The sequence below is a fragment of the Bacillus sp. 01N42_2 genome, assembly GCF_056399565.1.
On sequence record NZ_JBFTRO010000001.1, the window covers coordinates 277,698 to 303,346 of the forward strand.

The window sequence follows — 25,649 nt, forward strand, 5'->3', positions numbered from 1 at the left end:
CTATTATAACCCCGTTTACGCGCGTTTGAAACCCTCGCCGAGCACCTCGCTTGCGTCTGCGACAATGACAAAGGCTGACTCATCAATTTGTTTGACGATTTGTTTCAGTTTTGTGAATTCGGTCTGGCCGACGACACACATTAAGATCGGCCGGTCATGTTCCGTATACCCGCCAACTGCGGAAATCTTCGTCACTCCCCTGTCAATTTCCGTAAACACAGCCGACCTGACGGCTTCTTCATGCTGCGTGATAATTAAAGCCATTTTGGAGCGGTTGAACCCGACCTGCACGACATCAATCGTTTTGCTTGACATAAATACCCCAAGCATCGCATACAGTCCCTGCTCCACTCCGAAAACGAGCATCGCGCTCAGCACAATTAATCCGTCCATGATGGCAAGGCACGTTCCCAGTGAAAGCCCCGTGTATTTGTGGATGATCTGCGCCGCCAGTGCCGTTCCCCCCGTGGAGCCTTTGCCGAGATACACGATGCCGATCCCAGCGCCGATCCCGACGCCTCCGAAAATCGCCGCCAGCAGTTCATGGGTCGTCGCGGCAGGCAGGTCTCTTGTTAAAAAGACGGCAAGCGGCAGAACGATGGAACCGACAAGTGTCTTCATTCCGAATTTCCCGCCGAGAATGATCACTCCGGCGATAAACAAGGGGATGTTAATGATCCACTGCACGTAAGCCGGCTCAAAACCAAACGTCTCCAAAATGGTGCTGATTCCGCTTACTCCGCCCGCCGCTATACGGTTCGGCAGCAAAAATACGTTAAACACGACCCCTGTAATCGCCGCGCCGATCATGATATATATGTAATCTTTGATCAGCCGGAGCGGCTTATTGTGATTCACATCCATGCAAAATCCTCCGTTCTCCGATTTTCTCTCGATAGCATTTTAAGTCTTCCCGGCTTAGAAGTAAATAACAGCCAAATACCGTATTAATTTGCTAAAGCGCTATTGTGAAAAATGGAAAAAGAGAACGGATAAAAAAACACACCATGCCAAAGGCAGGTGTGTTCCCGGATTAAGACAGTTTAGAGCGTAAGTAGGCATCAATGAAGATATCAATATCTCCGTCCATAACCGCCTGTACGTTCCCCATTTCCGTATTGGTCCGGTGGTCTTTCACCATGGAGTACGGATGGAATACGTAAGAGCGGATTTGGCTGCCCCAGCCGATTTCTTTCTGTTCGCCGCGGATTTCGTCAAGCTCCGCCTGCTGTTCTTCAATTCTGCGCTGATACAGCTTCGCTTTGAGCATTTTCATCGCTCTGTCGCGGTTTTTGATTTGTGAACGTTCCGTCTGGCACGTGACGACTACATTTGTCGGCAGGTGGGTGATCCGAACGGCCGAATCAGTCGTGTTGACGTGCTGTCCGCCGGCACCGCTCGCCCGGTACGTATCAACTTTAATATCTTCGGTACGAATATCAATGTCGATTTCTTCATTGAATTCAGGCATGACTTCACATGACACGAATGACGTGTGGCGGCGGCCTGATGAATCAAACGGAGAAATCCGCACGAGACGGTGTACGCCTTTTTCCGCTTTTAAATAGCCGTATGCATTGTGGCCTTTAATGAGCAGTGTGACCGACTTAATTCCGGCTTCATCACCTGGCAGATAATCAAGCGTTTCAACTTTGAATCCGCGTCTTTCCGCCCAGCGGGTATACATTCTGAGCAGCATGGAACCCCAGTCTTGGGATTCTGTACCGCCGGCACCCGGGTGAAGTTCTAAAATCGCGTTATTTTTGTCATATGGTTCACTGAGCAGCAGCTGAAGCTCAAATTCATTCAATTCCTTCGTTAATGACTTCAGCTCTTTCTCAAGCTCCTGCTGAAGATCCGTATCAGGTTCTTCTTTTAAAAGATCATGTGTCATTTGGAGCTCTTCATGAGACTCGCTCAGCTGATGGTAGGAGTTCACGTATTCCTTCAGACCGTTCGCTTCGTTGATGACGGTTTGGGCCTTCTGCTGGTCATTCCAGAATTCCGGTTCCGCCATCTTTTCATCTAATTCTGCAATGCGGGCTTCCTTTGATTCGAGGTCAAAGAGACCCCCTGAAGTCCGCTAAACGAGAAGCCATATTTTCGAGCTCTGCCCTGATTTCTGATAATTCCATTCCATTCACCTCATTAAAAGATCCGGGGCGCCATAAGACGCAGACCCGGTCATGTTCGATGCATACAGTCGTGACTATTCTGTCCGGCCGCAGCAATTTTTATATTTTTTTCCGCTTCCGCAATGGCAAGGCGCGTTGCGTCCGATATCTACGACTTTGCGCACCGGCGCTTTTTTCGCTTGTTTGGCCTCATCGCCGTCCTGCGGCTGGTGAGCCGTCGTTTGGCCCTGAACAACTTCTTCGCGTTCCAGATTGCTTTCAATCTCGGCCTTCATGACGAATTTCGCCACCTCGTCCTCAATGGACTCAATCATGTGCTCAAACATAGCGAAACCTTCCATTTGATATTCACGCAGCGGATTTGTCTGCGCATAGGCGCGAAGGTGAATCCCTTGACGCAGCTGATCCATCGCATCAATATGATCCATCCATTTTGAATCGACGGCACGCAATACGATGACTTTTTCGAATTCACGCATCTGCTCGGTGCCGAAATTCTCTTCTTTTTCATTATATTTTGTCATGATACGATCCATGATCATCTCATGCATTTCATCCGGTTCTTTTCCGAAGATATCGCTCTTTTCAAGCGCGCCTTCATCAAGATACGTTGTATTCACAAGCTCCACGAGGCCGTCAAGATTCCATTCTTCCGGAAGCTCCTCTTTCGGCGTATAAGCGGCAATTGCACGCTCCAGTGAAGACTTGATCATGCCTTCCACAATGTCACGCAGGTTTTCAGAGTCAATGACTTCAAAACGCTGCTTGTAAATGACTTCGCGCTGCTGACGGAGCACGTCGTCATATTGGAGAAGCTGTTTACGTGAATCGAAGTTGTTTCCTTCGACACGTTTTTGAGACGATTCCACGGCGCGTGACACCATTTTGCTCTGAATCGGCGTGGAGTCATCCATACCGAACCGGTCAAGCATCGCCATCGTCCGTTCAGCTCCGAAACGGCGCATCAATTCATCTTCCATTGAAAGATAAAATTGTGTGATACCCGGGTCTCCCTGACGCCCTGAACGTCCGCGGAGCTGGTTGTCAATCCGGCGGGATTCGTGGCGTTCCGTACCGACGACTGCAAGGCCGCCAAGCTCTTTTACGCCTTCACCGAGTTTAATGTCGGTTCCGCGTCCTGCCATGTTGGTCGCAATTGTGACAGCGCCTTTTTGTCCCGCTTCTTCAATGATCTGAGCTTCACGCTCATGGTTTTTCGCGTTCAGCACCTGATGCGGAATTCCTTTATTCTTCAGAAGTTTAGAAATCAATTCAGATGTTTCAACGGCAACCGTACCGACAAGAACGGGCTGTCCGGTCATGTAGCGCTGGGCGACATCCTCCGCCACCGCCTTGAATTTCCCTTCCATTGAGCGGTAGATCAAATCCGGACGGTCTTCACGGATGACCGGCTGGTTGGTCGGAATGGACACAACCTGCATGTTATAAATATTGCGGAATTCTTCCTCTTCCGTTTTTGCGGTACCGGTCATGCCGGCAAGCTTTTCGTACATACGGAAATAGTTTTGGAACGTAATCGTCGCCAGAGTCATGCTTTCATTTTGAATCTCCAGGCCTTCTTTCGCTTCAATCGCCTGGTGAAGGCCTTCGCTGTAGCGGCGTCCTTTCATCAGACGGCCGGTGAAGGAATCGACGATGACGACCTGGCCGTCCTCAACAACATAATCCACGTCTTTCTGCATCGCCGCATGGGCTTTTAAAGCCTGATTGATATGGTGGTTCAACGCCACGTTTTTGACATCAAACAGGTTGTCGATGCCGAACGTTTTTTCAGCCTTCGTCATTCCTTCTTCCGTCAGCTGAACGCCCTTCGTTTTGACGTCATACGTATAATCCTGATCTTGCTTGAGTGTGCGGACAAACGCATTTGCCTGCACGTACAGTTTTGTGGACTTCTGAGCTTGTCCGGAAATAATCAATGGCGTTCTCGCTTCATCGACTAAAATGGAATCGACTTCATCAATAACAGCAAAATGAAGCGGGCGCTGCACCATTTGTTCTTTATAAAGCACCATGTTGTCACGCAAATAATCAAAGCCGAGTTCATTATTCGTTGAATATGTGATATCGGCCGCGTAAGCTTCGCGTTTTTCGTCTTTTGACAACGAATTCAGGTTCAGGCCGACTGTAAGCCCGAGAAACTCGAAAATTTCTCCCATTTGCTGGGCATCACGGCTTGCCAGATATTCGTTGACCGTTACGACGTGAACGCCTTTTCCCGTCAACGCGTTTAAATATACCGGAAGGGTGGACGTCAGCGTTTTCCCTTCCCCTGTTTTCATTTCTGCGATATTCCCCTCATGAAGGGCAAGGCCCCCCATCAGCTGCACTTTAAACGGGAACATGCCGGTTACGCGGCGTGAAGCTTCACGAACGACGGCAAACGCTTCGACAAGAAGGTCATCCGTCGTTTCTCCTTTTTCAAGCCGCTCTTTAAATTCTGCCGTTTTTTGTTTAAGCGCATCGTCAGAGAGATTTTCATAATCTCCTTTTACAGCATCAATGTCATTCGCTATTTTTTCGTATTTGTTCAGCGCACGTTTGGTCGGATCAAACATTTTATTTAAAATCCCAAGCATCTATAACGCTCCTCTATGTTCACATGCAGATTTCGCATGGAATAAATGATAATTTTCTGTCCATGTATACCTCTCATTATCATAACATACCTTTGGTTATTTCCAAAGAATTTGCAGATAAAGTATAGAGAAAAACCTTCCGCGCGTTCACGGAAGGCTGGATGGTTTATTCAGTCGGTTCAATTAATCCGTATTTGCCGTCATTTCGGCGGTAAACGACATTTGTGAGATTCGTTTCCGCGTTGGTGAATACGAAGAAATTATGTCCGAGCATATTCATTTGGAGAATCGCTTCTTCATTATCCATCGGTTTTAAATTAAAACGTTTCTGACGGACAATTTCCGGGCTGTCATCTTCAATTTCGTCCTGAACCGCTACGTTTGTATCAGCTGCGCTTCCGTTCTCGAAGTAATGTTTCGGAAGACCCTGCTCGCGGAATTTTCGGTTGACTTTTGTTTTATGCTTTCGGATTTGACGTTCCAGCTTGTTTGTTGCGAGATCAATTGCATTGTACATATCCTCGTTATGCACTTCGGAACGAAGCGCCAGATCAGTCATCGGAATGGTGACTTCAACTTTGGATTCCTTATCATTATAGAATTTTAAGTTGACGTTCACATCGGCATTGACGCTCTGCTCGAAATATCGTTCCAGCTTGCCGATTTTTCTTTCCACATGATCCTTTAACGCAGGTGTAACCTCAATGTTTTCTCCTCTGATATTGTAGTTCATCAAAGAACGCCTCCCTTTATCTAAGGATATGTAACTATTTCTCTTTTTCCCCTTCTGGTCCCTGCTGAAACGTTAAAATAATGTGTAAATTCGGTGAACGATGACGAATGGTGTCGGCCTTTATCCGCTGCTTCCGGCAGGATTATCAGTATATGCAGAAGACGCAGGCAAAAGACCTGCCGCTTGCAGCAGGTCTAGTGAAGAACATACGGTTTGATGCAGTCATGCGTCTGCTCCATCCACACCTTATAATGCGGCAGAAAGATGGTTTTTAAAAACTCCTGAAATGGAGCGGACGGAAAATCATAATCATTTAACATGCTGAAATCCTGAAAAATCTCGTCAAATGACCGAATCGCCGTCTCCACGCATCGGCACTCAACGATAGACAAGAGAAGCGCATGAGAGGAATCGAGATGAAAAAAAGCCTGAATCAAATCGTTGTAAATCCGTTCGCCCTCCGTCTTGAAAAAATCATCCTGCGTATCCAATAGGTAGCAAAGCCCCTCATCAATGGTAAAAAGAAGCTGGTAGTATGCTGACACCAAATGGTAATCGTTCAAACTTCTCAAAACACTCACCTATTTGCGTTTGTCGTAATAACGGCCGTCACTTGTCGTTTGATGATACGGATTAAAATACGTATTATGGTACACCCGTTTTTTCTTGAGTGTTTTTATTTCATTTCGGATGCCGTCCTGGATCCGTTTCACTTCCCCGGTAATCAAGCGGTCCATCGCGGCCACCTGCTGAAGCAGCGTTTTTTCTTCTTCGGAAAAAGGCGGCCTTATGCCCGCAAGCATCTCCTCCCTTTTCTCCGTAAATGCCGTAAAGCTGCTGATGAGGCCGTCGCTTTCCGGGGCATCCTTCAGTGCGGCGTGCATGTTCTTCGTTTCGTTATACAAAGAAAGGACATTGCTGTTCATCAGGCAAGGCCGCCCGCACCGTGGCTGTTTTTCCGTTCGCTCTGCATGGCTTGTTTCCACGTATCGCGGAATTCAGTAACAAGCTTTTCCGCTTCATCTAACAATCCTTCATTATTCTGCACGTTCGCTTCAATCAGGCGGCGGCGTATGTAATCATAGATTGATGACATTTGTTCAGAAATCTCAATCTCCCGGTTTAACGTGATGCTGAGCTCTTGAATGATGTTTTGCGCCTTTACGATATTTTCATTTTTGGCTTCAAGGTTGTTTTGCTTCATCGCCTGCCTTGCCAGCTTAATGAATCGCAGGCAGCCGTTATAAAGCATAAGGGTCAGCTCTTCCGGAGCGGCTGTAAAGACGGATGTCTGCTGATAAGCAGCAAAAGGATTATTTATTGCCATTTTGTGAAACCTCCAAGATTATGATGTTGAAGATCCTAACATTGACGTGAGATATGAAGATTGGCTGTTCAATTTCTCCAATGCCGTATCCAACGCGCTGAACTTTTTATAATATCTCGTCTCGATGTCATCCAGCTTTGTTTTCATATTCGTAATATTTGTTTCTACTTCGTTCAGGCTTTTTCCGATGGCAAAGCTGGTTGATACCGAGCTTTCCGTACCGGCCTGTTTTGAAATTTGGGTCTGCATTTTGTTCAATGTGTCTTTTAATCTCCGGGCAATCCCCTGCTCTTCCGGGTTTTTGGTTTTCGCTGTATCAGGGCTGTCTGCATTAAACAGTTTAGCCACGAGAGCAGGATTCTCGGTAATTTTCTGTTTCAGTTTCGCTTCGTCTTTAATGACAAGCTTTCCTTGATCCGTATAACTATCAGACGTCTCAATTCCGAAATCGGCAAGCTGATATTTTTTTCCGTCAATCGTAACCGTTGAGTACAGATCAAGCCGCATCTCCGCCAAACCGTTCTGCAGCGTGCTGTCGCTCCGTAATAAACCGCTTTTGGCTTTTGCCTCCCACTGCTCAACCTGCTTATCGGTCATCGCTTCTCTTTGTTCATCGGTTAACGGCGTATAATCACGGTATTTTGATTCTGTCACCTTCTCGTTTGCGCTTTTAATTAACGTATTGTATTTATCAACGAAATCTTTAATGTTGTTAAAAATGCCGTCCGTATCAGTCGTGCTGTTAATCGTAACCGTTTTATTGCTGTCCGTCACGCTGTTCAGCGTGTATTTGATGCCGTTGATCGTAAAGTTATTTGACGTTTTTGTCATTTCAAGCCCGTTGAACGTAAACTTCGCGTTTTTCCCTTCGGCATTGGCCGTCAGTTCATTCGTTGTATCATCAACGGCAAAACCGAGCTGATCTTTCAGGAAGCTTTTAGTTGCGTCATCACCTGCGGCAAGGGCAAACCCTTCTCCCGTTTTATTGGAAGTAAACGCGATCGTATCCACATAATCCGTGCCGTTGGAGATTTTCTCTTTTAAAGCCGTCACCCCGAGGCCTGAGCTGTTCAGTTTGGTGACCACATCATCAATCGTATCGGTTGCGGCGATCGTGACGTTTACCTCAGTCGGCTTCGTTTCGCCCGGATTTGTGACATTGAATTTCAATGTTTGGCTTTGACCCGAAGTGAAATTGATGGCCCCTGAGGATTTATAAGTCGTCGGCGTAGCCAGCTGCTGTACAGACATGCTCGTTGAAATATTCTGTTCAGCACTGACAGCCGCCGCGCTGACACTGGAATCCGAACTTGTTACTGTTTTTTTATTCCAGTTTGTGGACATCAGCATATTATTAAATGTAGTGGAATACATGTCGGCAATCTGGGTATTCATTTCCCGATAAGCATCGCGCTTCCATTCAAGCGTCTGCTTTTGCTGGTTTAATTTATTAAGCGGCTGCTTTTCGGCATCCATCATTTTTTTCACCAGAGAATCTACATCAAGACCGGAATTAAGGCCTGTGATTCTTGTGACCATATGTACCCTCTCCTTTTCGGCGTTTAGTCGTAGACGGCTCTATGACAACAGTGAGTTTCCGACTGTTTATCATATCACAGCTCCATAAATGTATGATCTTATTCTTATATCGGTCAGATTAAAAGGTTTTCAATAATTTAACTGCAAATTATAACGTTTCATTTTGTCAATAGGATTCCTTGGCATGCTGAGGGGGGAATGCTGCAAAAATAAAAAAAGACCCTGGAGAACCAGGATCTTTCCGTCATTAACCTTTAAGCAATTGAAGAACTTGCTGAGGCTGTTGGTTAGCTTGCGCAAGCATTGCTTGAGAAGCCTGAGTAAGGATGTTGTTTTTCGTGTACTCCATCATCTCAGAAGCCATGTCTACGTCACGGATACGTGATTCAGCAGAAGTCAGGTTCTCAGAAGAAGTACCAAGGTTGTTGATTGTGTGCTCTAAACGGTTTTGAACCGCACCAAGTTTAGCGCGCTCGCTAGATACTGTGTCGATAGCTGTTTTGATTGTTGTAAGAGCTGAAGACGCAGCTTTAGCTGAAGAAGAGATGTCGATACCTTTTGTTACTTTAGAATCTCCAGCCACAGCACTGTCAGCTTGATAAACTAATTTATCAGCAGCATCATAGTAGCCATTCGGTCCTTTAGAACCGTCAGTTACAAGTGTTGCTTCATTTCCATCTTTATCTGTAATTTTAGATCCGTCAGCATTTGCTGTATAAGTTGTACCGACTTTCAGGCTTTCAGAATCCATTTTATTGATAGACAGGCTCATTGTTTGGCCTTCGTTAGCTCCGATTTGGAACGTAAGGTTTTTCGCAGTTCCGTCAAGAAGTTTCTTCGTGTTGAACTCAGTGTCAGTAGAAATTCTTGTTACTTCAGATGATAATTGGTCCATCTCTTTTTGAAGCTCAGAACGGTCTGAATCTGTGTTTGTATCGTTCGCCGCTTGTGTAGCAAGCTCGCTCATACGCTGAAGAATGCTGTGAGTTTCGTTCAATGCACCCTCAGATGTTTGGATAAGAGAGATTCCGTCTTGAGCGTTTTTAGACGCCATGTCTAAACCGCGGATTTGAGAACGCATTTTTTCAGAGATCGCAAGACCCGCAGCGTCATCACCAGCGCGGTTGATGCGAAGACCTGAAGATAATTTTTCCATGTTTTTTGCAGCAGAGCTTGAACCTGCATTCAGCTGACGGCTAGTGTTAAGAGCCGCGATATTGTGGTTGATTCTCATTTTGTATTTCCTCCCTGAATTGTTTTTCGCACGTCCTTGTGCATTTGCGCAGCGTCATTTTTGAAGAAAATTTTTCCTCTCATTGGCTACACTATATATATCGGACGGCCGCTTCTATTGTTTATATTGAAAATAAAAAAATCCTCACTTTTTTTGTGAGGATAAATTAAGTAATAAATCAGTATTAAAAGATACGGCTCTGTTATTCTCTTCCAGGATAGACAAGTATATTTCCTTCCGATGAATATCCACGTGCTGCGGCGCTTCAATTCCCAGCTTCACTTGCTCTCCTTCGATGGCAATCACCTTGATTTCAATATCCGGCCCGATCTGAATGGACTCATTCACTTTTCTCGAGAGAACTAGCATGATCCTCCTCCTATCAAATGTTTTGTTTCATAGGAAGCATCATGTAAAATGATTTGTTTCGCCTTCATTTCCTTTTTATTGACGATAATCGGCGCTTTTAAATTGGCGGTCGTGTTTTCAAAAGGCTCTTCCAGTGTTAAAATCGCCATCACTTCGACGTCCTCTATATCTTCAATGTGCAAAAGCTCCAGCGTCGATTGGTCAATGTCAAATTCGTATCCTTTAAAGAAAATAAACGGACTGGCGACAATAAAGGCGATATGCTCCTGTTTGACAGACTGCAGCGCCAAAAACGGTGAATCTTCCGACAAAGGAAGAACAACAAATTGAGTCTCGTCATTAAATCCCGGCAGCCCGTTTTCAAATGAGATAATCTGCCCTTCGTCTATTCTGATTTCTCCGTGATATTTTGTTTTAATAATCATGCTTCACAATCCTTTACCACTATCATCTTTTATTCTGTATTACCGTCGTCAACCGAAATCGTCACTTTAGGGTCTTGCCTCATATCAATCTGAACTCTCCCCGGTATGTAATTCCATACCGATTTATGGGCGGTGGCTTCAATTGAAGGTTTGCGGGCTTCAATATCAACCGTAAGCTTTGAAGGAATGCAGTCAATGTCAACGAGAAACTGCGCAGGCAGAAAGTCGCTGAATTCGCCGAATGGATCAGGCGGGCTGACATCCGCTGCCTGCCGGGCCATCACATTGCCGGTTTTCTTTTCGATAGCCGCCATTTCCTTCCCTTCTCTGACTGTTTTCGCAATAAACTCACTGCATGCTTGCGCACCTTTCTGGGCGGCTTCAGCATTCAGCTTTTCAAAAGATTTCAGATTTAAGTTCTCCCACGCCCTCGTCTGATCAATCGTCAGTTTGGCCGGCGTGCTTTCAATGTTCAGCTCTGCCGGCGGCTGCTCGATTTCCAGGTCAGCGGGCGGCTGTTCCATCTCGATTTCTTCCTTCTGAAAGGTTATACCGATTTTAGCAGGCACACTGTCAATAATCAATCTCGGCATCTGCATAGAGACCCCTCCTCTTTAGAGTGTTCTAGTAAAAAAAGCGATCTCCCTGTTGTGAGTCGCTTTTTTTATATATAGAAGACGTTTCATCTATTATTTCAGGAAGTCGATCAGTGACGGCTGAATGATATTCGCATTTACTGACAGCGCAGCTTTATGTACCGTCTGCTGAGATAAATAATCAACAATCACATCTTCCATTTCTACATCTTCATTATCTGACAATACTTTTTCAGCGGTAGCAGCTTGAGATTCCAACCTTGTCTTAATGAGTTCCAAACGGTTTGTTCGGGCGCCGATATTGGATTTTTCAGCATTCATTTTGTCAGTAAAACCGTCGATGTCTGACAGAATTTGATTTGAATCTGCTTCAGAGAGCGTACCTTTGCTTAAAGAAGCTTCTAATGAGTTGAGAAATTCAAATACATTATCTCCATTTTGAGCGACGCCCCCGAAAGCTGATTTCGGGTCAGAATTCACTTTCAGCACTGCCCCGTTCGAAATGTTGATATTAACATCCGAAGCACTAGTGTAATTTTCATAGTTGTACGTATACGTGCCGTCGGCATTTTCAGTGATCGGCGGGACATCTGAATTTGTTCCGTTAAACAGGTAACGCCCGTTCACTTGAGTATTCGCGACAGAAACGAGCTGCTTTTTCAGCTGGCCGATTTCTGTACCGATTGCTTTTAATTCCGTTTCACCGTTCGAATCACTTTTTGCCTTAATCATCAAGTCTCGGATTTTCCCCATAATATCCGTCTCTGAGTTTACGCTGGATTCCGAGTTTTCCAGCCATGTGAAACCTTGCGAAACATTCCGCTGATACTGGTTGACCTGCGCAAGCTGAGTACGGTACTGCATTCCCTTCATTGCGACGACCGGATCATCAGAAGCTTTGGTGATTTTTTTTCCCGTAGACACTTGCTGCTGAAGCCGATCGAGCTTGTCATAACTTGAGCCGATAAATCGAAGAGAATTTTTTGCGATCATCCCTTGAGTTACTCTCATTTACTTATCTCCTTATCTTCCTCCGGTGCCCATACCGTTAATAATTTTATCGTATATTTGATCCTGCATCGTTATGATTCGCGCAGCGGCATTATAAGCGTGCTGAAACTGAATCATATTTGTCATTTCTTCATCTAATGACACGGCGCTGACTGATTGTCTCCGTTGATCGGCCGAAAGGGTGTTGCTTTCCGAGTTGTTCATAAGATTGGCCGCTTTTTGTGAATTAACGCCCAGCTTGCCGATAAGGGATTCATAAAAGTCATTAATTGTAGTGGTTTCACCGTTAATTGTCAGCTTGCTGTTCTGCACGGCCGCCAGGTTTGTCGCGTTTGTGCCGTCGCTTTTTTCTCCGTTTAACGACGCTGCGATATTGTCTGTAGACGCAAGGACTTTGTCACTGACTTTTATTTTCGCTGCCGCCCCTTTTACCGGCACCGCTTCATCCCCGCTGAAATCAAAAAATGCTGCACCCTGTTCGCCTGTATAGGTCTTTCCTTTTTCGTGAACTGCATTAAACGCGTCAGCAAAGGAGAGCGCCATATTATCAAGAGCAGTCATCATTTCAGGATAAAGGCCCTTTTCTTCTCCATTTGACATATAGCCGTATGACTCAATAAGACCTAAAAGTGAGCCTTTGCCGGTAAATGCATCCGCATTAACCGCATTGCTGCCGACGGATACGCTTGACACAAGACCGCTGTCCTGGTCGTAGTTGATTTTCATTTCTGAAACGGTTTTTGTATTACCATCAAGCAGTGTTCCGAGAGAATTGTTGTTTCCGTTCAGCAATTCCACGTTGACCGTGCCCTCAGCAGTCGCCAAGGCATGTCCGCCCGACTTATTATATGAAACTTTTATATTTGCCATAGAAGATAGTTGGTCAATCAATCTGTCTCTTTGGTCATATAAATCATTAGGAAGCATACCGCTCGGCTCAACTGCCGCTATTTGAGTATTAAGGTCATTCAGCTGATTTAAAATTGAATTGGCCTGATCCGCTGTGTTATCCAGGTTCTTTTTAATATCCCCCTGAATGTTAGTCAAAGAGCTTGATATATAGTTAAAACTCTCGACAAGAGATTTCCCCTGCTCCTGCAAGACTGAGCGCGCTCCCGTATTTTCCGGGTTCGTCGCCAGGTCCTGAAGAGCATTCCAAAACGAACTGAGTGATCCGTTTAATCCGTTATCATCAAGCTCTTTCATGACGCCTTCCATTTGCGACAATGAATTGGAACGGGCTGTATAGTAGCCTAATTTTGTATTTTCAGTTCTGTACTGATAGTCTAAAAAACTGTCTCTGACACGCTCCACTGAACCGGCTTTGACCCCGGTTCCGATTTGGCCGGCCGTCAGCTCACTGTTTTTTGATACAGCGGGGTAAGGGCTCGTCGATTGTAATGTGACGCGCTGCCTTGTATATCCTTCTGTATTTGCATTTGCAACGTTATTTGAAACTGTGCTCAATGCAGTCTGCTGCGCACTCAGTGCACGTCTTGCTGTTTCGAGCCCCATAAATGTCGATGGCATTGAAAATCCTCCGTTCTAAGCTTTTGAATCGAATAATGTCAAACGGCTGACAGGCTGGCGCGCCGCTTGCGGCTCTTTATAATTCATATTCTCTTTTTCATCCGGCATGATCATATCGAATGCCCCTGAGATGAATTGCAAAGCCTGAATCGTGAGCTGCTTATTCATCTCATTCACTTCTTTCAGACGGTTAAGAAGCGCAGATAAAGAGTGAAATAATCCTTCAAGCTCCTGTTTTTCACTGCCTGAAGTTCTTGAGATACATGCAGCAATTGTGTTATCTTCATCGCGGCTGAGAAACTGGGAAGTTAACTTGATTCGCTCTTCTTCAGTCTGCCCGATTGCCTGAATATACTTTTGCTCTTTGGTTAATATGTTGGAAAGCTCTTTTGTTTTACCTGCTTTCAGCGCTTCCGTTTTCTCCTCAGACAGCGTGAGCAGATGTTCATGCAGTGCGCAAAGTCGCTTCAGTTGATCGATAATTGGCTTTGCTGACATTGGCTTTCTCCTTTTTATTGCTTTTTATAGAAATTCATTATTTTTTCAGCGATGCTGTTTGAATCTATTTTATATGTTCCGCTCTCTATATCCGCTTTCAGCTGAGCGATTTTTTCCTGACGTGTTTTAGTGACCGCATCTGACGCATTTTGAAGCTCTTTTGCATGAGAAGAAATTTCCACTTTGTCTTTCGGCTTTGCAGCCTCTTTTTGTACGGCTTGCTTTTCGTAATTTTTTTGGTATGGATTAACGGATTGTGTTCCGTACTGATTGATTTTCATTGGATTCCTCTCGCTTTCTGTTCGCAGTCTAATTCTTTTATCGACTGCGTTATCAGTTAGTTTAGGGAATCAGGTGTTTTTGGTATTATAGGCATAGTACGTGTCTTTAGTACCATTTTTCTCTTTGAATTCAGCAGCTGTTTCTTGGTTCATATGATCTAATTGCGACTCGATATCAGTCTGACAGGACTTGCAGAATTTCCCCGTCCTGATCGGATTTCCGCACCTTTCGCAAGGGTATGCCAAATTCGGAAGATGGCTGATTTGAATCCTTTTTTGTTTGATAAACTTGAGGATCAGCTCTTCTTCCACACCTGTTTCCTCAGTAATCTGCTGCATCGTCGACTGTCTGTTGATCTGCTTTCTTAAAAATTTATAGACGGTTTCAAATGCTTTTTCTTCTTCTTTAATACATGCCTGGCATACGGTCTGCAGGTTCGTTTTAAAAAATAGAGCATTGCATTTTGGACAATTTGCCAATTCACCCATCGTTTTAACTCCTATTCCTTCATTTATCTGCCTTATATTTCTATCAATTATATCGGCAGAAAAAATGAATGATTTAGCTCCTGATTAAAGTAAAAGAGGAGACCGATAACGCTTTGCCTGCTGTCAGCAGAGCTTCGGCAGCTTGATGCAGTGTGGCGCCCGTCGTATAAATATCGTCTATTAAAATGACGTTCATACCTTCGACGGAGTTTTCAGCAGCTGAAAACTTTTTTTCTGCGGAGAGCCTTTCTGTTTTGCTTTTTTTGGATTGTTTTTCATTGTTCAGTCGGATGAGGGGGTAAATGACGGGCATTCCGAGCAGAGAGGCCAGCAGCTCGGATTGATTGAATCCGCGTTCCGCCAGCCGTTCGCCGCTCAGCGGAATAGGGACGAGGGTATGTGTATTTGCCGGGTATGCCGCTTTAAAGCCGGCAGCAAAATCACGTTCAAATGCTTGAATGATTTTCGCATCACCCCGAAATTTAAACCGGGTCAATGCATCCTTCATCGCATCATTATACAAATATACCGAACGGTTCTGCCGCAGCAAAAAACGCTTTTCCGTTTTTGATTCCCGCGACATGCAATCAGTGCATTTTTCATTTGACTCCTGAGACCTTCCGCACAAACAGCATACTGGACCTTCAATTTTTTCGAATTGATTGCTGCATGCGCTGCATATCTCTTGTTCCGGCGCAAGGGAAAATAGAGATCTCCAGGTCAATGAACTTGAAATTGGTGAATCACACAATAAACAATTCAGAGATATTACGCTCCTTCCCGATTTTCACAGAACTCGCTTGGTTTAACTGAAACAATCGCGGCTGATTCAGCCAGAATGACAAGCAGCGCCGTATTTTTCTGTTTATCAACCATCTCTGCTTTTGCATAAGCAACTTTCTTTTTATCAGTAACATATGCCGGTTCAGCCCGGTTTAATGAAAGAGCCAGTACATCATTTTTGCATACGCGGCATGTGCATTTCATATGAAGCTGAGGCATATGGCGGTCGAGAAGTTCCCTTAATATGATTTCTTTAGAATTGACAAGCATGTTGACAGCTCCTCATAGGAAAGTATGAGTATACTGTATCACGTTTTCTGAAATTAACTAGTCCAACAATTTACTTTTTTGTGCCAATTTGTTCATATGTTCTATATGTTTTTTTGCTTTTTTCATTCCGTTTGTCATTCCGAAATGAAACATGACGACATCACCGCTGAAATGTTTATAGTGCCTTCCCGTTCTGCCTGCGATCTGCACGAGTGCGCTCTCAGTAAAGATAGGTGCTTCCGCGCCGAGGACACATGTCTGAACTTTAGGTACGGTAACTCCTCTTTCTAAAATCGTAGTTGTTACCAGCAGATCAAGCCGGCCGTCTCTGAACCGTTTCACTTTATCCTTTCTGAATGTGTCTTCCGCATGTACGCCTTCTGCCCTTACATTTAATTTCTGAAAATAATCCGTTGTCTTTTTCAATACGTGTACAGACGGAACGAATAAGAAAACAGGCAGCCGTGATTGAAGTTTTTGACGGACCCAATCCGTTACTGAGTGCGGCAGTTTTCCTTTCTCAAGCTTCTTCTTCCAATTGCCGCACCACAAAAAACGCGGCTCCGGGAGAGGTTTTCGATGATATCTGGCCGGTATGCGGACGCTTTTCAGCAAACCGGCTTCAGCCTTCTTTTTTAATGCGTCTGAAGGAGTTGCCGTTACATAAACAAGGGCGCTGTTGTTCTTTCTGGCTTTATCAACCGCGAATCTTAATGTCTCATCGGCTGAAAAAGGAAATGCATCCACTTCATCTATTATCATGACATCAAAAATATCACGATAGCGCATCAGCTGGTGAGCGGTTGAAATCATTAGCGGAGTTAAACTGCCTTTGTCTTCACTGCCGCCGTACAGAGCTGAAACTTCAACATTCTCAAATGCTTTTTTCAGTCTCGGCAGAAGTTCAAGCACAACATCTGTACGCGGAGTCGCGACACAGACCCGCAATCCGTGATTCAGTGCAAACTCTATACCCGGAAACAGCATCTCTGTTTTCCCTGATCCGCAAACCGCCCAGACTAACAGCTCTTGTTTCTCTTTTATCGCTTTTATAAGCGCGCCGGCCGCCTGCTTCTGTCCGTCTGTCAGTGTTCCTTCCCAAGCAAGCTTTACAGGCTCCCAGCTGCTTTCTGAGGTTTGATTCCAAGAATATAATGACGTCAGTTCATCAGCCCTTCCCATTACGACACAGGCACGGCAATAGGTAATATATCTTTTGGCAGAAGGCGCCCAGAATGCGGCAAAGCAGGCTTGGTCAGACTGGCCGCATCGGCGGCAGACGTAACGGTTTTTCCTGCGGATGACAGACGGCTCGGCCGTTATATATTCTTTTTCTATAAAAGGATTGATACGCTGATCTGAAAACGGTATCTCAGATCTCAATAAATGCCTGCCGTAAAAGAAATCCCGCACCTCTGAAAATTTTGAAGCATCTTCGGACATTTCTCTGCCTCCTTTCTGCTCAAAGTATGCCTGCCGGGAATTTTTTTGTCGAATCCTGAAAATTAAAAAATAAAAAAATCTCCGCCCTTGAAAACGGAGATTTTCACTTAGTTTTTAAAGCACCAGCCGATTCCGATGGCGCCTTCGCCCAAATGCGTTCCGATCACGGCACCGAAATAGCTGTTATAGAATTCGACATGAGGGTATTTACCGCTTAATTCTTGAATAATATCCGCGGCTTCTTCCTCCCTGTTTGCATGAATGACAGCGGCCCGCATCGGGATTCCTATACTTGCATCCTCCCCAAACAGCTCAAAAATTCTAGAAATCGCTTTTTTGCGTGTCCGAATCTTCTCAAAAGGAACAATTACCTTATTGTCAAAATGAAGAATAGGCTTTACCTTTAACAGACCGCCGATAAATGCCTGAGCACTGCTTAGGCGCCCGCCCCGCTGCAGATGTGATAAATCGTCAACCATAAAATACGCACGGACTGTTTTCTTCATTTCTTCCAGCTCTTTTAAAATCTCTTCCGGAGAGTCAACACCGTCTTTAATAAGCTGTGCCGCTTTTAATGCATAAAAACCTTGTGCCAAACAGCTGATCTCTGAATCAAAAGGATAAACTTCGATATTATCAACCATAGCGTTTGCCGAAGCGGCGCTGTTATAAGTTCCGCTGATTCCGCTGGACAAATGTATGCTTATGACTGCATCATATGTTTTGCCCAGTTCTTCGTACAATGCGATCAATTCACCGAAAGAAGGCTGTGACGTAGTCGGCAGCTCATCATGATTTTTTACTTCTTTATAAAAGCTTCTCCAGTCGAGCTCTGTTTCTTCGCGGAATGTTTTTTCACCGAAAACCACTTGAAGAGGAATCATATGAATATGATGTTCTTCTCTCATCTCTTTCGGAATATATGCTGTACTGTCTGTTACAACTGCAATATTCATCACTTTACCTGCCTTATTAAGTACTTAATAAGTATTTTAATAGATATAAAGCTGTAAAAAAAGACTTGCCTATTATGGCAAGTCTTCTCATACATGACTAACGCATCTCTACCCAGCCGTTTTTAATGGCTACGACAACGGCTTGTGTCCGGTCGTTAACGTTCATTTTCTGCAAAATATTACTCACGTGGTTTTTCACTGTTTTCTCACTGATAAACAATGATTCACCGATTCCGCGGTTGCTTTTTCCGTCTGCAAGCATTTGCAGCACTTCACATTCCCGTCTCGTTAATATATGTAATGGTCTCCGAATTTCCGGATAAACCTCATGCTGAGGATGAGCGGAAACTCCGCTTGTCGCAAGACGTCGGAATTCGTTGACAAGATTGTGGGTTACTTTCGGGTGAAGGTACGAACCGCCTTCGGCTACCACTTTCACTGCCTCAATTAAAGTATCCGCGTCCATCTCTTTCAGGAGATACCCTCTTGCGCCTGTTTTTAAAGCATGGGTCACATAGTTTTCATCATCATGGATGGAGAGGATAATCACCTTAGATTCAGGGTACAGCTCAACAAGCTGTTTAGTAGCCTCTACTCCATTTACATTCGGCATATTGATGTCCATTATGACGACATCGGGATGATAATGCTCGACGATACGAGCCGCTTCATCTCCATCGTCACCTTCTGCTACCACTTCAAAGGTAGGTTCAAAATCCAGTATTCTTTTTACACCCTCACGGAATAGTTGATGGTCGTCGATAATAACAATATTTACTTTAGTCACACGCTACGCCTCCTTATCCTATTGTTCTATATACGCCGCTGTTCGGTCAATATGTCTTTTGGCTCTATTTAACAAATTATAGGCCGAGAGATAACGGAACCTTAATCATGATAAATGTCCCAAGACCTATTTTAGAGTCTATCGTTATCGTTCCTTCAAGCAGATCTACTCTTTCTTTCATTCCCAGCAAGCCGAATGACTTGTTTTTCTTTTGTTTAGCTTCCTTAATATCAAAGCCTTTTCCGTTGTCCTTAATGATAAGAACGACAAAATCAGCGGTTATTTCCACTTTTACCGTAATTTCCTCTGATTCTGAATGTTTGAGGGCATTTGTAACGGCTTCCTGAGCGAGACGGAAAAGCGCCACTTCAAATTGCGGGGCAAGCCTTTTGTTCTCCGTGTCTCCGATGCACTGAAAATGTATTTTCACCTTTCCATTGTATTCTTCAGTTGTATAAAGATATTTTCTCAGTGTCGGAATCAGCCCGAGATCATCCAATGCCATCGGTCTTAAATCATATATAATCCTTCTGACTTCGTAAAGAGCATTCCGCACATTCTGCCGAAGATTTCTGATTTCCTGAAAGCCGTCCTCCGTGCCGCGGTCGCGGAAGATCCGTTCTATCAATTCCGATCTCATCATGACATTTGCCAGCATTTGCGCGGGACCGTCATGAATTTCTCTGGAAACTCTTTTTCTTTCTTCTTCTTGGGCTTCGATAATTCTTAAACCGAAATCTTGCTTAGCCTGCGCATCGGCAAGAAGAAGCCCCACTTGGCGAAGGTCTTGATTCAGGTAATTCAGAACGACGGTTATTTGGCTGACCAATGATTCTGACCGTTCAATGATTTCCTGTAGCCCTAAAAGCCGGCGTTCCAGATCATCCCTTCGCTCCCGCAGCTGTTTTTCACGCTGCTGAATCATCGTCAGTTCCACTTGAAGTTTGTGCGCCTTTTCATAGGCGTTGCGAATCTCTTCTTCGCTGAACTTATGGAAATTTCTGCTTACTTCAGACAAACGGTTTCTTGCGTGCCGAGTATGAACTTCAAGTTTGTCTCCCAGTTCAATGACATCGTAGACCTGCTGTTTGATCTGTTTGAGCTCTTCGACCAGCTGTTCATATTGCTGGCGCGACTGCTCTCCGATTTGAAAAACCTCGTCTTTGCTCCCGTCCACGGTTTTCAGCATTTTCATAAGTATAGAATCCAAAACTTTGGAGTCCATCTTCGATTTATTCATCGGTCTCCCTCCGTAACGGTGTTGTTATGTATTTTTATTATAAATGTAATTGAACTGCAATTTATGTCGAATTATAATGAAAGAATGCGTATATTCTAGAAAAAAACATTTTTATATAGTATCTTACTCTTTCATGATACCAAAATATGCGCAAAAATTCTAAAGTCTGTTCGAATTTGTAGAAACAAGTCTTTTAATGCTTGTCAGGAGGGTCCAGCAATCATGCTGCACAGCTATTTAACTGTTAAAGAAACGGGTGAACACGAGATTGTGATTGAAAAATCACGTTTTATCTGCCACCTGAGCCGTGCTGCTTCTGAAGAGGAAGCGCAGGAATTTATACAAAAGATAAAAAAACAGCACTGGAATGCGACTCATAACTGCTCAGCTTATCTGATCGGAGAAACGGATCATATACAAAAGGCGAATGATGACGGAGAACCAAGCGGCACAGCAGGCGTACCCATGCTGGAAGTGCTGAAAAAACGCGGCCTGAAAGATACCTGCGCGGTGGTTACCCGGTATTTCGGCGGAATAAAGCTCGGTGCAGGCGGATTGATTCGTGCATACGGGAAGTCAGTGTCTGAGGGGTTAAATCATATAGGGGTTACGGAGCGGAAGCTGATGCGGATTATGCATACATCGGCGGATTATACGTGGCTCGGCAAGATAGAGAATGAATTGAGGGAGTCAGTTTTTTTACTGAAGGATATCCATTATGCAGATCACGTCGAATTTGAAACGTACGTTGAAGAAAAAGACAAAGGCGAGTTTATAAAATGGATGACAGAACTGACGAACGGCAAGAGTAAGAATACAGAGGGAGAACTGACGTATTTAGAAACAGACGTCAGCCCTAAAGGAGACTAATGTAATGGCTGAACGTGTAAGAGTGCGTGTTCGAAAGAAAAAGAAAAGCAAACGAAAGATTATTTTCAAGCGGATTTTGCTGCTGCTTACCCTCGTTTTGTTAGTCGCTGCCGGGTTCGGCGGGTACAAAGTATACAAAACGATCAATGCGGCAGATAATGCATATGATGCCCTTTCCCGCGGAGATAAATCAAAACTGAGGGATGAAGTCATCGATATGAAGAAAAAACCGTTCTCCATTTTGTTTATGGGGATCGAGAATTATGCCACTAGCGGAAAAGGCGGACGATCAGATTCTCTTATTGTCGTTACCCTTGATCCGAGAAATAAAACAATGAAAATGCTGAGTATTCCGCGTGATACGCGGGTGACGCTTGCCGGCGACACAACTGGTAAAAAAACAAAAATCAACTCGGCTTTTGCTAAGGGCGGAGCGGATGAAACCGTGGCGACCGTAGAGGACTTATTAGACATTCCGATTGATAAGTATGTCACTGTGGATTTTAACGGATTTAAGGATGTTATTGATGAAGTCGGCGGAGTCAATGTAAAAGTGCCGTTTGACTTCGACGAGATGAGTGACGTCAGTAAAAAGAAACGGATTTACTTCAAGAAAGGAAACATGCATTTGAACGGTGAGCAGGCTCTGGCCTACGCGCGGATGAGAAAGCAGGATAAGCGCGGAGACTTCGGCCGGAATGATCGTCAAAAGCAAATCCTCAATGCTCTGATCGACCAAATGTCTAAGGCTGGAAATATTGCTAAAATCGATAAAATCGCTGAAACAGCGAGCAATAACGTACAAACGAATATCCGAATCACTGAAGGACTCGCTCTTCAGCAGATTTACAGCGGCTTTACCAGCAAAAAGATTGATACACTGTCCATTACAGGATCAGATTTATATTTAGGCGGCGGCGGAACCGCATCTACGGGCGGAACGTATTATTTCCAACCGGATCCGGCCAATCTCGAAAAAGTACGGCAAACCTTGCAGAAACATTTAGATTACCCGTCCGGAAGCGGCACCGCGGCCGATTCTGCTTCTGACAGCACCGGAACGGACAGTACGACTGGTTCAACTTCCGGCGGCACGGGAACAGACGATGGGACGACTGATTCGACTTCCGGCAGCACGGGAACCGGCGGCACAACTGATTCAACCAGCGGTACTTCAGGTGCAAACGGAACGGACAGCACACAGTCTGGCAGCACAAATTCAAGCGGCACAACAGGCTATTAACAGCAAACCCGATCCTTTGAGAAGGATCGGGTTTTTCTATATAATAAGAGAATAGCAGAATCCATAAAAAAGCAGACCATTTGCATGATCTGCTCTTTTTAATTTTTCTTTACCAACCTCTTGTAAAACTTGGTAAATGGTTTAAATTGTTCATTTACTAACCCTGTGACCTCTGCTATGATTTGCATAAATACAATCAATACAAAAATAATAAACAGCGAAAGCCATATGGTCGCGCTTTTCAGCAGGATTGCACTGACGCTGAAAATAAAGCCGATTAAATAAATGATAATGACAGCCGTACGGTGTGAAAGCCCGAAGGCCATCAGCCTGTGGTGTATATGTGACTTATCAGGCGCCGAGATCGGCTGTTTGTTTAAAATCCGCCTGATGACAGCGAATGTCGTATCAAAAATCGGCACGCCCAAAATAATGATCGGAATGATGATACTGAATAAAGTAACGCTTTTATAAAGACCCAATAATGAGAGTACTGAGATGACGTATCCGAGAAAGAGCGATCCGGTATCTCCCATAAATATTTTTGCCGGGTGAAAATTATAAAATAAAAATCCGAGTGTGCTTCCTATTACTACGAGAGAAAGTGACAGAATCAGGATTTTGCCTCCGGATAACGCCATTACTGCGATGGTGGACAGTCCGATGACTGACAGGCCCGCAGCGAGTCCGTCCAAACCGTCTATCAGGTTCATCGCGTTCGTGATACCGACGATCCATAACACAGTCAGCGGGTAAGCGACCCATCCCAATTCTAAACGTTCCGTTAAAAACGGCACGGAGAAAAAGTCCATTTTCAGTCCCGTGCTCACAATCATAATGGCCACGGCTAACTGGACGAAAAACTTTACCTTTGCGCTTAATTGGTATTTATCATCAAGGATTCCTAAAATAACAATAATAAACGCGCCCACCGTGATGGCGGTCATCTTCGTTTCATTATATATGCCGGCCGCGAGCACCCCTGCCGCTACGCCGATAAAGATAGCCAATCCGCCCATACGGGGCATTATTTTATCATGTACTTTTCGGTTGCTGGGCTGGTCAACTGCACCTATTTTGATCGCAATTTTTTTCACGATAGGAGTTAGGATTAAAACCGTTAGCAGAGAGACAAAAAACGCAACAACTATGCGAAACATGCGTTCGTCAAGCATAAAGAAGTCTCCTTTGGAATTATATGAAGTCTTTTCTGATATTGAACCGTTCCTTCCATTATAATTCTTACTAGTTATTATAACAAGCATCATCAAAAAGAAACACGCAAATCAAAAAATGCGCTTTCCCTTTTAATGGGATTGCGCATTTTTCAATATACCCGTGCATTCGAGCATTCGGCCGAATAAAACGTTCCAATCCCGTCTCCGGGCCAATTCACGGCGCAACGCCTCATAGGATCCGCTCCGTTCCGATGCCAGCAGGGCCTCACAGGCCGCAATGAAATCTGCGGGGTCCCCGCCTTCAACGTATTCATAAACGAAAGGCCTTTTGATTTTTGCCGTAGAAGTAAGGTTGCACCCGACAACCGGTTTCCCGGCGGCTAAAAATTCAAAAAGCTTGAGCGGAAATACCGCGTCATTATAAGGAGAATTTTTATAAGGCATAATGCCGATGTCGACGAGCTGCATATAGGACGGCACTTCATTCGGCGCGGCGGGTCCAGTCCATATAACATTCGGGCGTTCCAAAAGCGACTTGAAATCCGGGTCATCGTGAGCCGTGTTCGGGCCTACCAATAAAATCGTCCAGTCCGGCCGTAAATCTGCGGTTTCCGCCAAAAGCGCGAAATCAAGCTTCGGTTTGATTCCGCCGATAAAACCGAGAACGTTTCCGTTTCTTCCCCGTAAAATGTCTTCATCCGGCTGTTTATTTTCCCGTGAAAACAGGTCATATTCCACTCCGTTTTCAATGGTGAACACTTTCTGGCGCGGATTCTCCAGCTTTTTTCCGACCTCCTGGTGCAGAAAGTCAGATGTGCAGGTAATGGAATCCGCCCGCTGAATGATTCTCATTTCCGCCTGTTTAATGATGTTTCTTCTGACATTTGACAGCACACCGGCACGGCCGCTGATCGGAGCGGCCCATAGATCGCTGCAATCGTAAATCACTTCATCCCAAGGGTAAAGATCTGATAGAAGCGGAAAACCGGGGAAGGTGTACCATAAGCAGCAGCGGGCCCCTTCTCCTTCTTCCTTCAGCACGGCCAGCAACGATGAAAGCTTATGCCTGTAGCACATATCTGTATACCTGCCGAATCGGAATGCTTTTTGCCGGAAGAGATCCTTTACCGCGAACTGCCGGATTCCCTCGGAAATTACGGTCATCTGTCCGTCATTTTCCCGCGGAGACGGACATACCCAAATGACGCTTTTCGTTTCTTTTTGCCGGGCGAGAAATTCAGCCAGCCGGTGCCGTCTGTATCTCAGCCGGTCATGACCCCATTCCGCCGCTCCGACGATTACGTGAACAATCGGTTCCACCTTCATCACCCAGCCCCTCTGACGCCTACAGTCTTTTCAAGACCGCGTTTTTCGCATATTGCATAAAACACCACGAAGCCTTGATAAAGTGCAGGCGCTCAATTTCTCTATAGACAAACCATGTTTTTTTGGCGGCTTTCCACTTGTTGCTTGAAATCGAATTCTGCACAAGTCTGTATTCTGAAAGACACTCATTCAAACCGTAAGCTGTAAATCCCCTTTTCAGCAGGGAAAGCCAAGTCGCCAAATCCTGCCGCGTTCTGATATCAGGCATTTGAATCTGCCCCGTCTGCTCTCTGTCAATCATGACCGTTAAACATCCGATAATCGTGTTTTTTAAAGCTTCATCATATGACAGGCTTTCAGGCGCTTGAATCGTTTTATCCGTCGGCGTTCCGTCCTGCTCCATGACGCTGTAGCCCGTGAATGAAAAGGCACAGGACCGCTCTGACATAAACGCCAGCTGTTTCTGAAGCTTTTCCTTCTTCCATCTGTCATCGCTGTCCAAAAATGCGACATAACGCCCCTCGGCATGCTCGAGGGCTGTATTTCTGGCAGCCGCGGCTCCCTTGTTCTCGTCTAAATAAACGACGCGGATCCGCTCATCCTTTTGTTCATATTGCCGTAAAATATCTCTCGTTCCGTCCGTTGAACAATCATCCGCAATGATCATTTCCCAATGCGGATGGCTTTGATGTAAAACGGATTGAATCGTGTCTTCGATATATTCACTTGCATTATAAGACGGTGTAATGACAGATACGAAAGGTTTCCAGTTTGTCATGGTCACAT

At 44.9% G+C, this 25,649-nt stretch carries 28 protein-coding genes; 2 read left to right on the plus strand and 26 right to left on the minus strand.

The annotated features are described in order from the left end of the window. Positions 1–15 precede the first annotated feature (15 nt). The 23 genes from AC1DN5_RS01475 to degS form a co-directional block, all read right to left on the minus strand. Complete coding sequence (locus AC1DN5_RS01475) at positions 16–864, minus strand: YitT family protein (protein ID WP_095241253.1); 849 nt, start codon at positions 862–864, stop codon at positions 16–18. A 169-nt stretch (positions 865–1,033) separates the two neighbouring features. Then, positions 1,034–2,135, minus strand: a protein-coding gene (gene prfB / locus AC1DN5_RS01480; protein ID WP_155816738.1) for a peptide chain release factor 2 whose coding sequence is annotated in 2 segments (ribosomal slippage) — positions 1,034–2,062 and positions 2,064–2,135 — 1,101 coding nt in all. Because the reading frame shifts where the segments join, the coding sequence is not laid out codon by codon here. Between the two features lie 74 nt (positions 2,136–2,209). Beyond that, positions 2,210–4,735 carry a preprotein translocase subunit SecA gene (secA, locus tag AC1DN5_RS01485; protein ID WP_047475776.1) on the minus strand — a complete coding sequence of 842 codons (2,526 nt, stop codon included), beginning with the start codon at positions 4,733–4,735 and terminating at the stop codon, positions 2,210–2,212. Positions 4,736–4,901: 166 nt separating this feature from the next. Beyond that, positions 4,902–5,468 carry a ribosome hibernation-promoting factor, HPF/YfiA family gene (gene hpf, locus AC1DN5_RS01490; protein ID WP_016937784.1) on the minus strand — a complete coding sequence of 189 codons (567 nt, stop codon included), beginning with the start codon at positions 5,466–5,468 and terminating at the stop codon, positions 4,902–4,904. Positions 5,469–5,662: 194 nt separating this feature from the next. Next, entirely contained in the window at positions 5,663–6,040 is a 378-nt protein-coding gene (locus tag AC1DN5_RS01495; RefSeq protein WP_029575299.1) for a DUF8042 domain-containing protein, read from the minus strand. A gap of 9 nt (positions 6,041–6,049) precedes the next feature. Further along, positions 6,050–6,394 carry a flagella biosynthesis regulatory protein FliT gene (gene fliT / locus AC1DN5_RS01500; protein WP_095241252.1) on the minus strand — a complete coding sequence of 115 codons (345 nt, stop codon included), beginning with the start codon at positions 6,392–6,394 and terminating at the stop codon, positions 6,050–6,052. Further along, complete coding sequence (fliS, locus tag AC1DN5_RS01505; RefSeq protein WP_188154393.1) at positions 6,394–6,795, minus strand: flagellar export chaperone FliS; 402 nt, start codon at positions 6,793–6,795, stop codon at positions 6,394–6,396. Before fliS ends, fliT begins: the two co-directional genes overlap by 1 nt. 18 nt (positions 6,796–6,813) lie before the next feature. Continuing rightward, a complete protein-coding gene (locus tag AC1DN5_RS01510; protein ID WP_366969824.1) occupies positions 6,814–8,334 on the minus strand; it encodes a flagellar hook-associated protein 2 in 1,521 nt (506 codons plus the stop codon). A gap of 247 nt (positions 8,335–8,581) precedes the next feature. Then, complete coding sequence (locus AC1DN5_RS01515; RefSeq protein ID WP_016937779.1) at positions 8,582–9,568, minus strand: flagellin N-terminal helical domain-containing protein; 987 nt, start codon at positions 9,566–9,568, stop codon at positions 8,582–8,584. Between the two features lie 144 nt (positions 9,569–9,712). Next, positions 9,713–9,937, minus strand: coding sequence for a carbon storage regulator CsrA (csrA, locus tag AC1DN5_RS01520; protein ID WP_003151402.1), 225 nt, complete (start codon positions 9,935–9,937; stop codon positions 9,713–9,715). Continuing rightward, positions 9,931–10,362: a flagellar assembly protein FliW gene (gene fliW, locus AC1DN5_RS01525; RefSeq protein ID WP_016937778.1), complete on the minus strand. Its 432-nt coding sequence runs from the start codon at positions 10,360–10,362 to the stop codon at positions 9,931–9,933. Before fliW ends, csrA begins: the two co-directional genes overlap by 7 nt. Before the next feature lie 29 nt (positions 10,363–10,391). Beyond that, the gene (locus tag AC1DN5_RS01530) at positions 10,392–10,961 is read right to left on the minus strand and encodes a DUF6470 family protein (RefSeq protein ID WP_045926613.1); all 570 of its coding nucleotides are present in this window, start codon (positions 10,959–10,961) and stop codon (positions 10,392–10,394) included. Positions 10,962–11,051: 90 nt separating this feature from the next. Further along, entirely contained in the window at positions 11,052–11,969 is a 918-nt protein-coding gene (flgL, locus tag AC1DN5_RS01535) for a flagellar hook-associated protein FlgL (RefSeq protein ID WP_016937776.1), read from the minus strand. Between the two features lie 12 nt (positions 11,970–11,981). Then, a complete protein-coding gene (gene flgK, locus AC1DN5_RS01540) occupies positions 11,982–13,499 on the minus strand; it encodes a flagellar hook-associated protein FlgK (RefSeq protein ID WP_049627498.1) in 1,518 nt (505 codons plus the stop codon). A 15-nt stretch (positions 13,500–13,514) separates the two neighbouring features. Beyond that, positions 13,515–13,997 (minus strand): flagellar protein FlgN, encoded by a 483-nt coding sequence (locus AC1DN5_RS01545; RefSeq protein WP_045926612.1) that lies wholly within the window; start codon positions 13,995–13,997, stop codon positions 13,515–13,517. 14 nt (positions 13,998–14,011) lie between these two features. Continuing rightward, positions 14,012–14,278 carry a flagellar biosynthesis anti-sigma factor FlgM gene (gene flgM / locus AC1DN5_RS01550; RefSeq protein ID WP_016937773.1) on the minus strand — a complete coding sequence of 89 codons (267 nt, stop codon included), beginning with the start codon at positions 14,276–14,278 and terminating at the stop codon, positions 14,012–14,014. Between the two features lie 69 nt (positions 14,279–14,347). Continuing rightward, complete coding sequence (locus AC1DN5_RS01555; protein WP_016937772.1) at positions 14,348–14,767, minus strand: TIGR03826 family flagellar region protein; 420 nt, start codon at positions 14,765–14,767, stop codon at positions 14,348–14,350. Between the two features lie 73 nt (positions 14,768–14,840). After that, positions 14,841–15,530, minus strand: a complete 690-nt coding sequence (locus AC1DN5_RS01560) for a phosphoribosyltransferase family protein (protein ID WP_436627810.1) — start codon at positions 15,528–15,530, stop codon at positions 14,841–14,843. A gap of 5 nt (positions 15,531–15,535) precedes the next feature. Next, the gene (gene comFB, locus AC1DN5_RS01565; RefSeq protein WP_016937770.1) at positions 15,536–15,820 is read right to left on the minus strand and encodes a late competence protein ComFB; all 285 of its coding nucleotides are present in this window, start codon (positions 15,818–15,820) and stop codon (positions 15,536–15,538) included. 57 nt (positions 15,821–15,877) lie between these two features. Then, complete coding sequence (locus tag AC1DN5_RS01570) at positions 15,878–17,263, minus strand: ATP-dependent helicase ComFA (RefSeq protein WP_064778536.1); 1,386 nt, start codon at positions 17,261–17,263, stop codon at positions 15,878–15,880. 107 nt (positions 17,264–17,370) lie between these two features. Next, complete coding sequence (locus tag AC1DN5_RS01575) at positions 17,371–18,219, minus strand: DegV family protein (protein WP_366969826.1); 849 nt, start codon at positions 18,217–18,219, stop codon at positions 17,371–17,373. Between the two features lie 97 nt (positions 18,220–18,316). Beyond that, a complete protein-coding gene (gene degU, locus AC1DN5_RS01580) occupies positions 18,317–19,006 on the minus strand; it encodes a two-component system response regulator DegU (protein ID WP_003219701.1) in 690 nt (229 codons plus the stop codon). A 76-nt stretch (positions 19,007–19,082) separates the two neighbouring features. Continuing rightward, complete coding sequence (gene degS / locus AC1DN5_RS01585; RefSeq protein WP_016937767.1) at positions 19,083–20,246, minus strand: two-component sensor histidine kinase DegS; 1,164 nt, start codon at positions 20,244–20,246, stop codon at positions 19,083–19,085. A gap of 222 nt (positions 20,247–20,468) precedes the next feature. On the opposite strand from degS, the gene AC1DN5_RS01590 reads away from it, so the two are divergent. Beyond that, positions 20,469–21,116: a YigZ family protein gene (locus tag AC1DN5_RS01590; protein ID WP_045927194.1), complete on the plus strand. Its 648-nt coding sequence runs from the start codon at positions 20,469–20,471 to the stop codon at positions 21,114–21,116. Between the two features lie 4 nt (positions 21,117–21,120). Beyond that, positions 21,121–22,359, plus strand: a complete 1,239-nt coding sequence (locus tag AC1DN5_RS01595) for an LCP family protein (RefSeq protein WP_095241244.1) — start codon at positions 21,121–21,123, stop codon at positions 22,357–22,359. 98 nt (positions 22,360–22,457) lie between these two features. Here the strand turns inward: AC1DN5_RS01595 and AC1DN5_RS01600 are convergent, their stop codons facing one another. From AC1DN5_RS01600 to tuaG, 3 genes are all read right to left on the minus strand, one after another. Further along, entirely contained in the window at positions 22,458–23,534 is a 1,077-nt protein-coding gene (locus tag AC1DN5_RS01600) for a glycosyltransferase family 4 protein (protein WP_003151382.1), read from the minus strand. 132 nt (positions 23,535–23,666) lie between these two features. Further along, positions 23,667–24,863 carry a teichuronic acid biosynthesis protein TuaH gene (gene tuaH / locus AC1DN5_RS01605; RefSeq protein ID WP_099744537.1) on the minus strand — a complete coding sequence of 399 codons (1,197 nt, stop codon included), beginning with the start codon at positions 24,861–24,863 and terminating at the stop codon, positions 23,667–23,669. A gap of 19 nt (positions 24,864–24,882) precedes the next feature. Further along, positions 24,883–25,641, minus strand: coding sequence for a teichuronic acid biosynthesis protein TuaG (gene tuaG / locus AC1DN5_RS01610; protein ID WP_099744536.1), 759 nt, complete (start codon positions 25,639–25,641; stop codon positions 24,883–24,885). Positions 25,642–25,649: the final 8 nt, after the last annotated feature.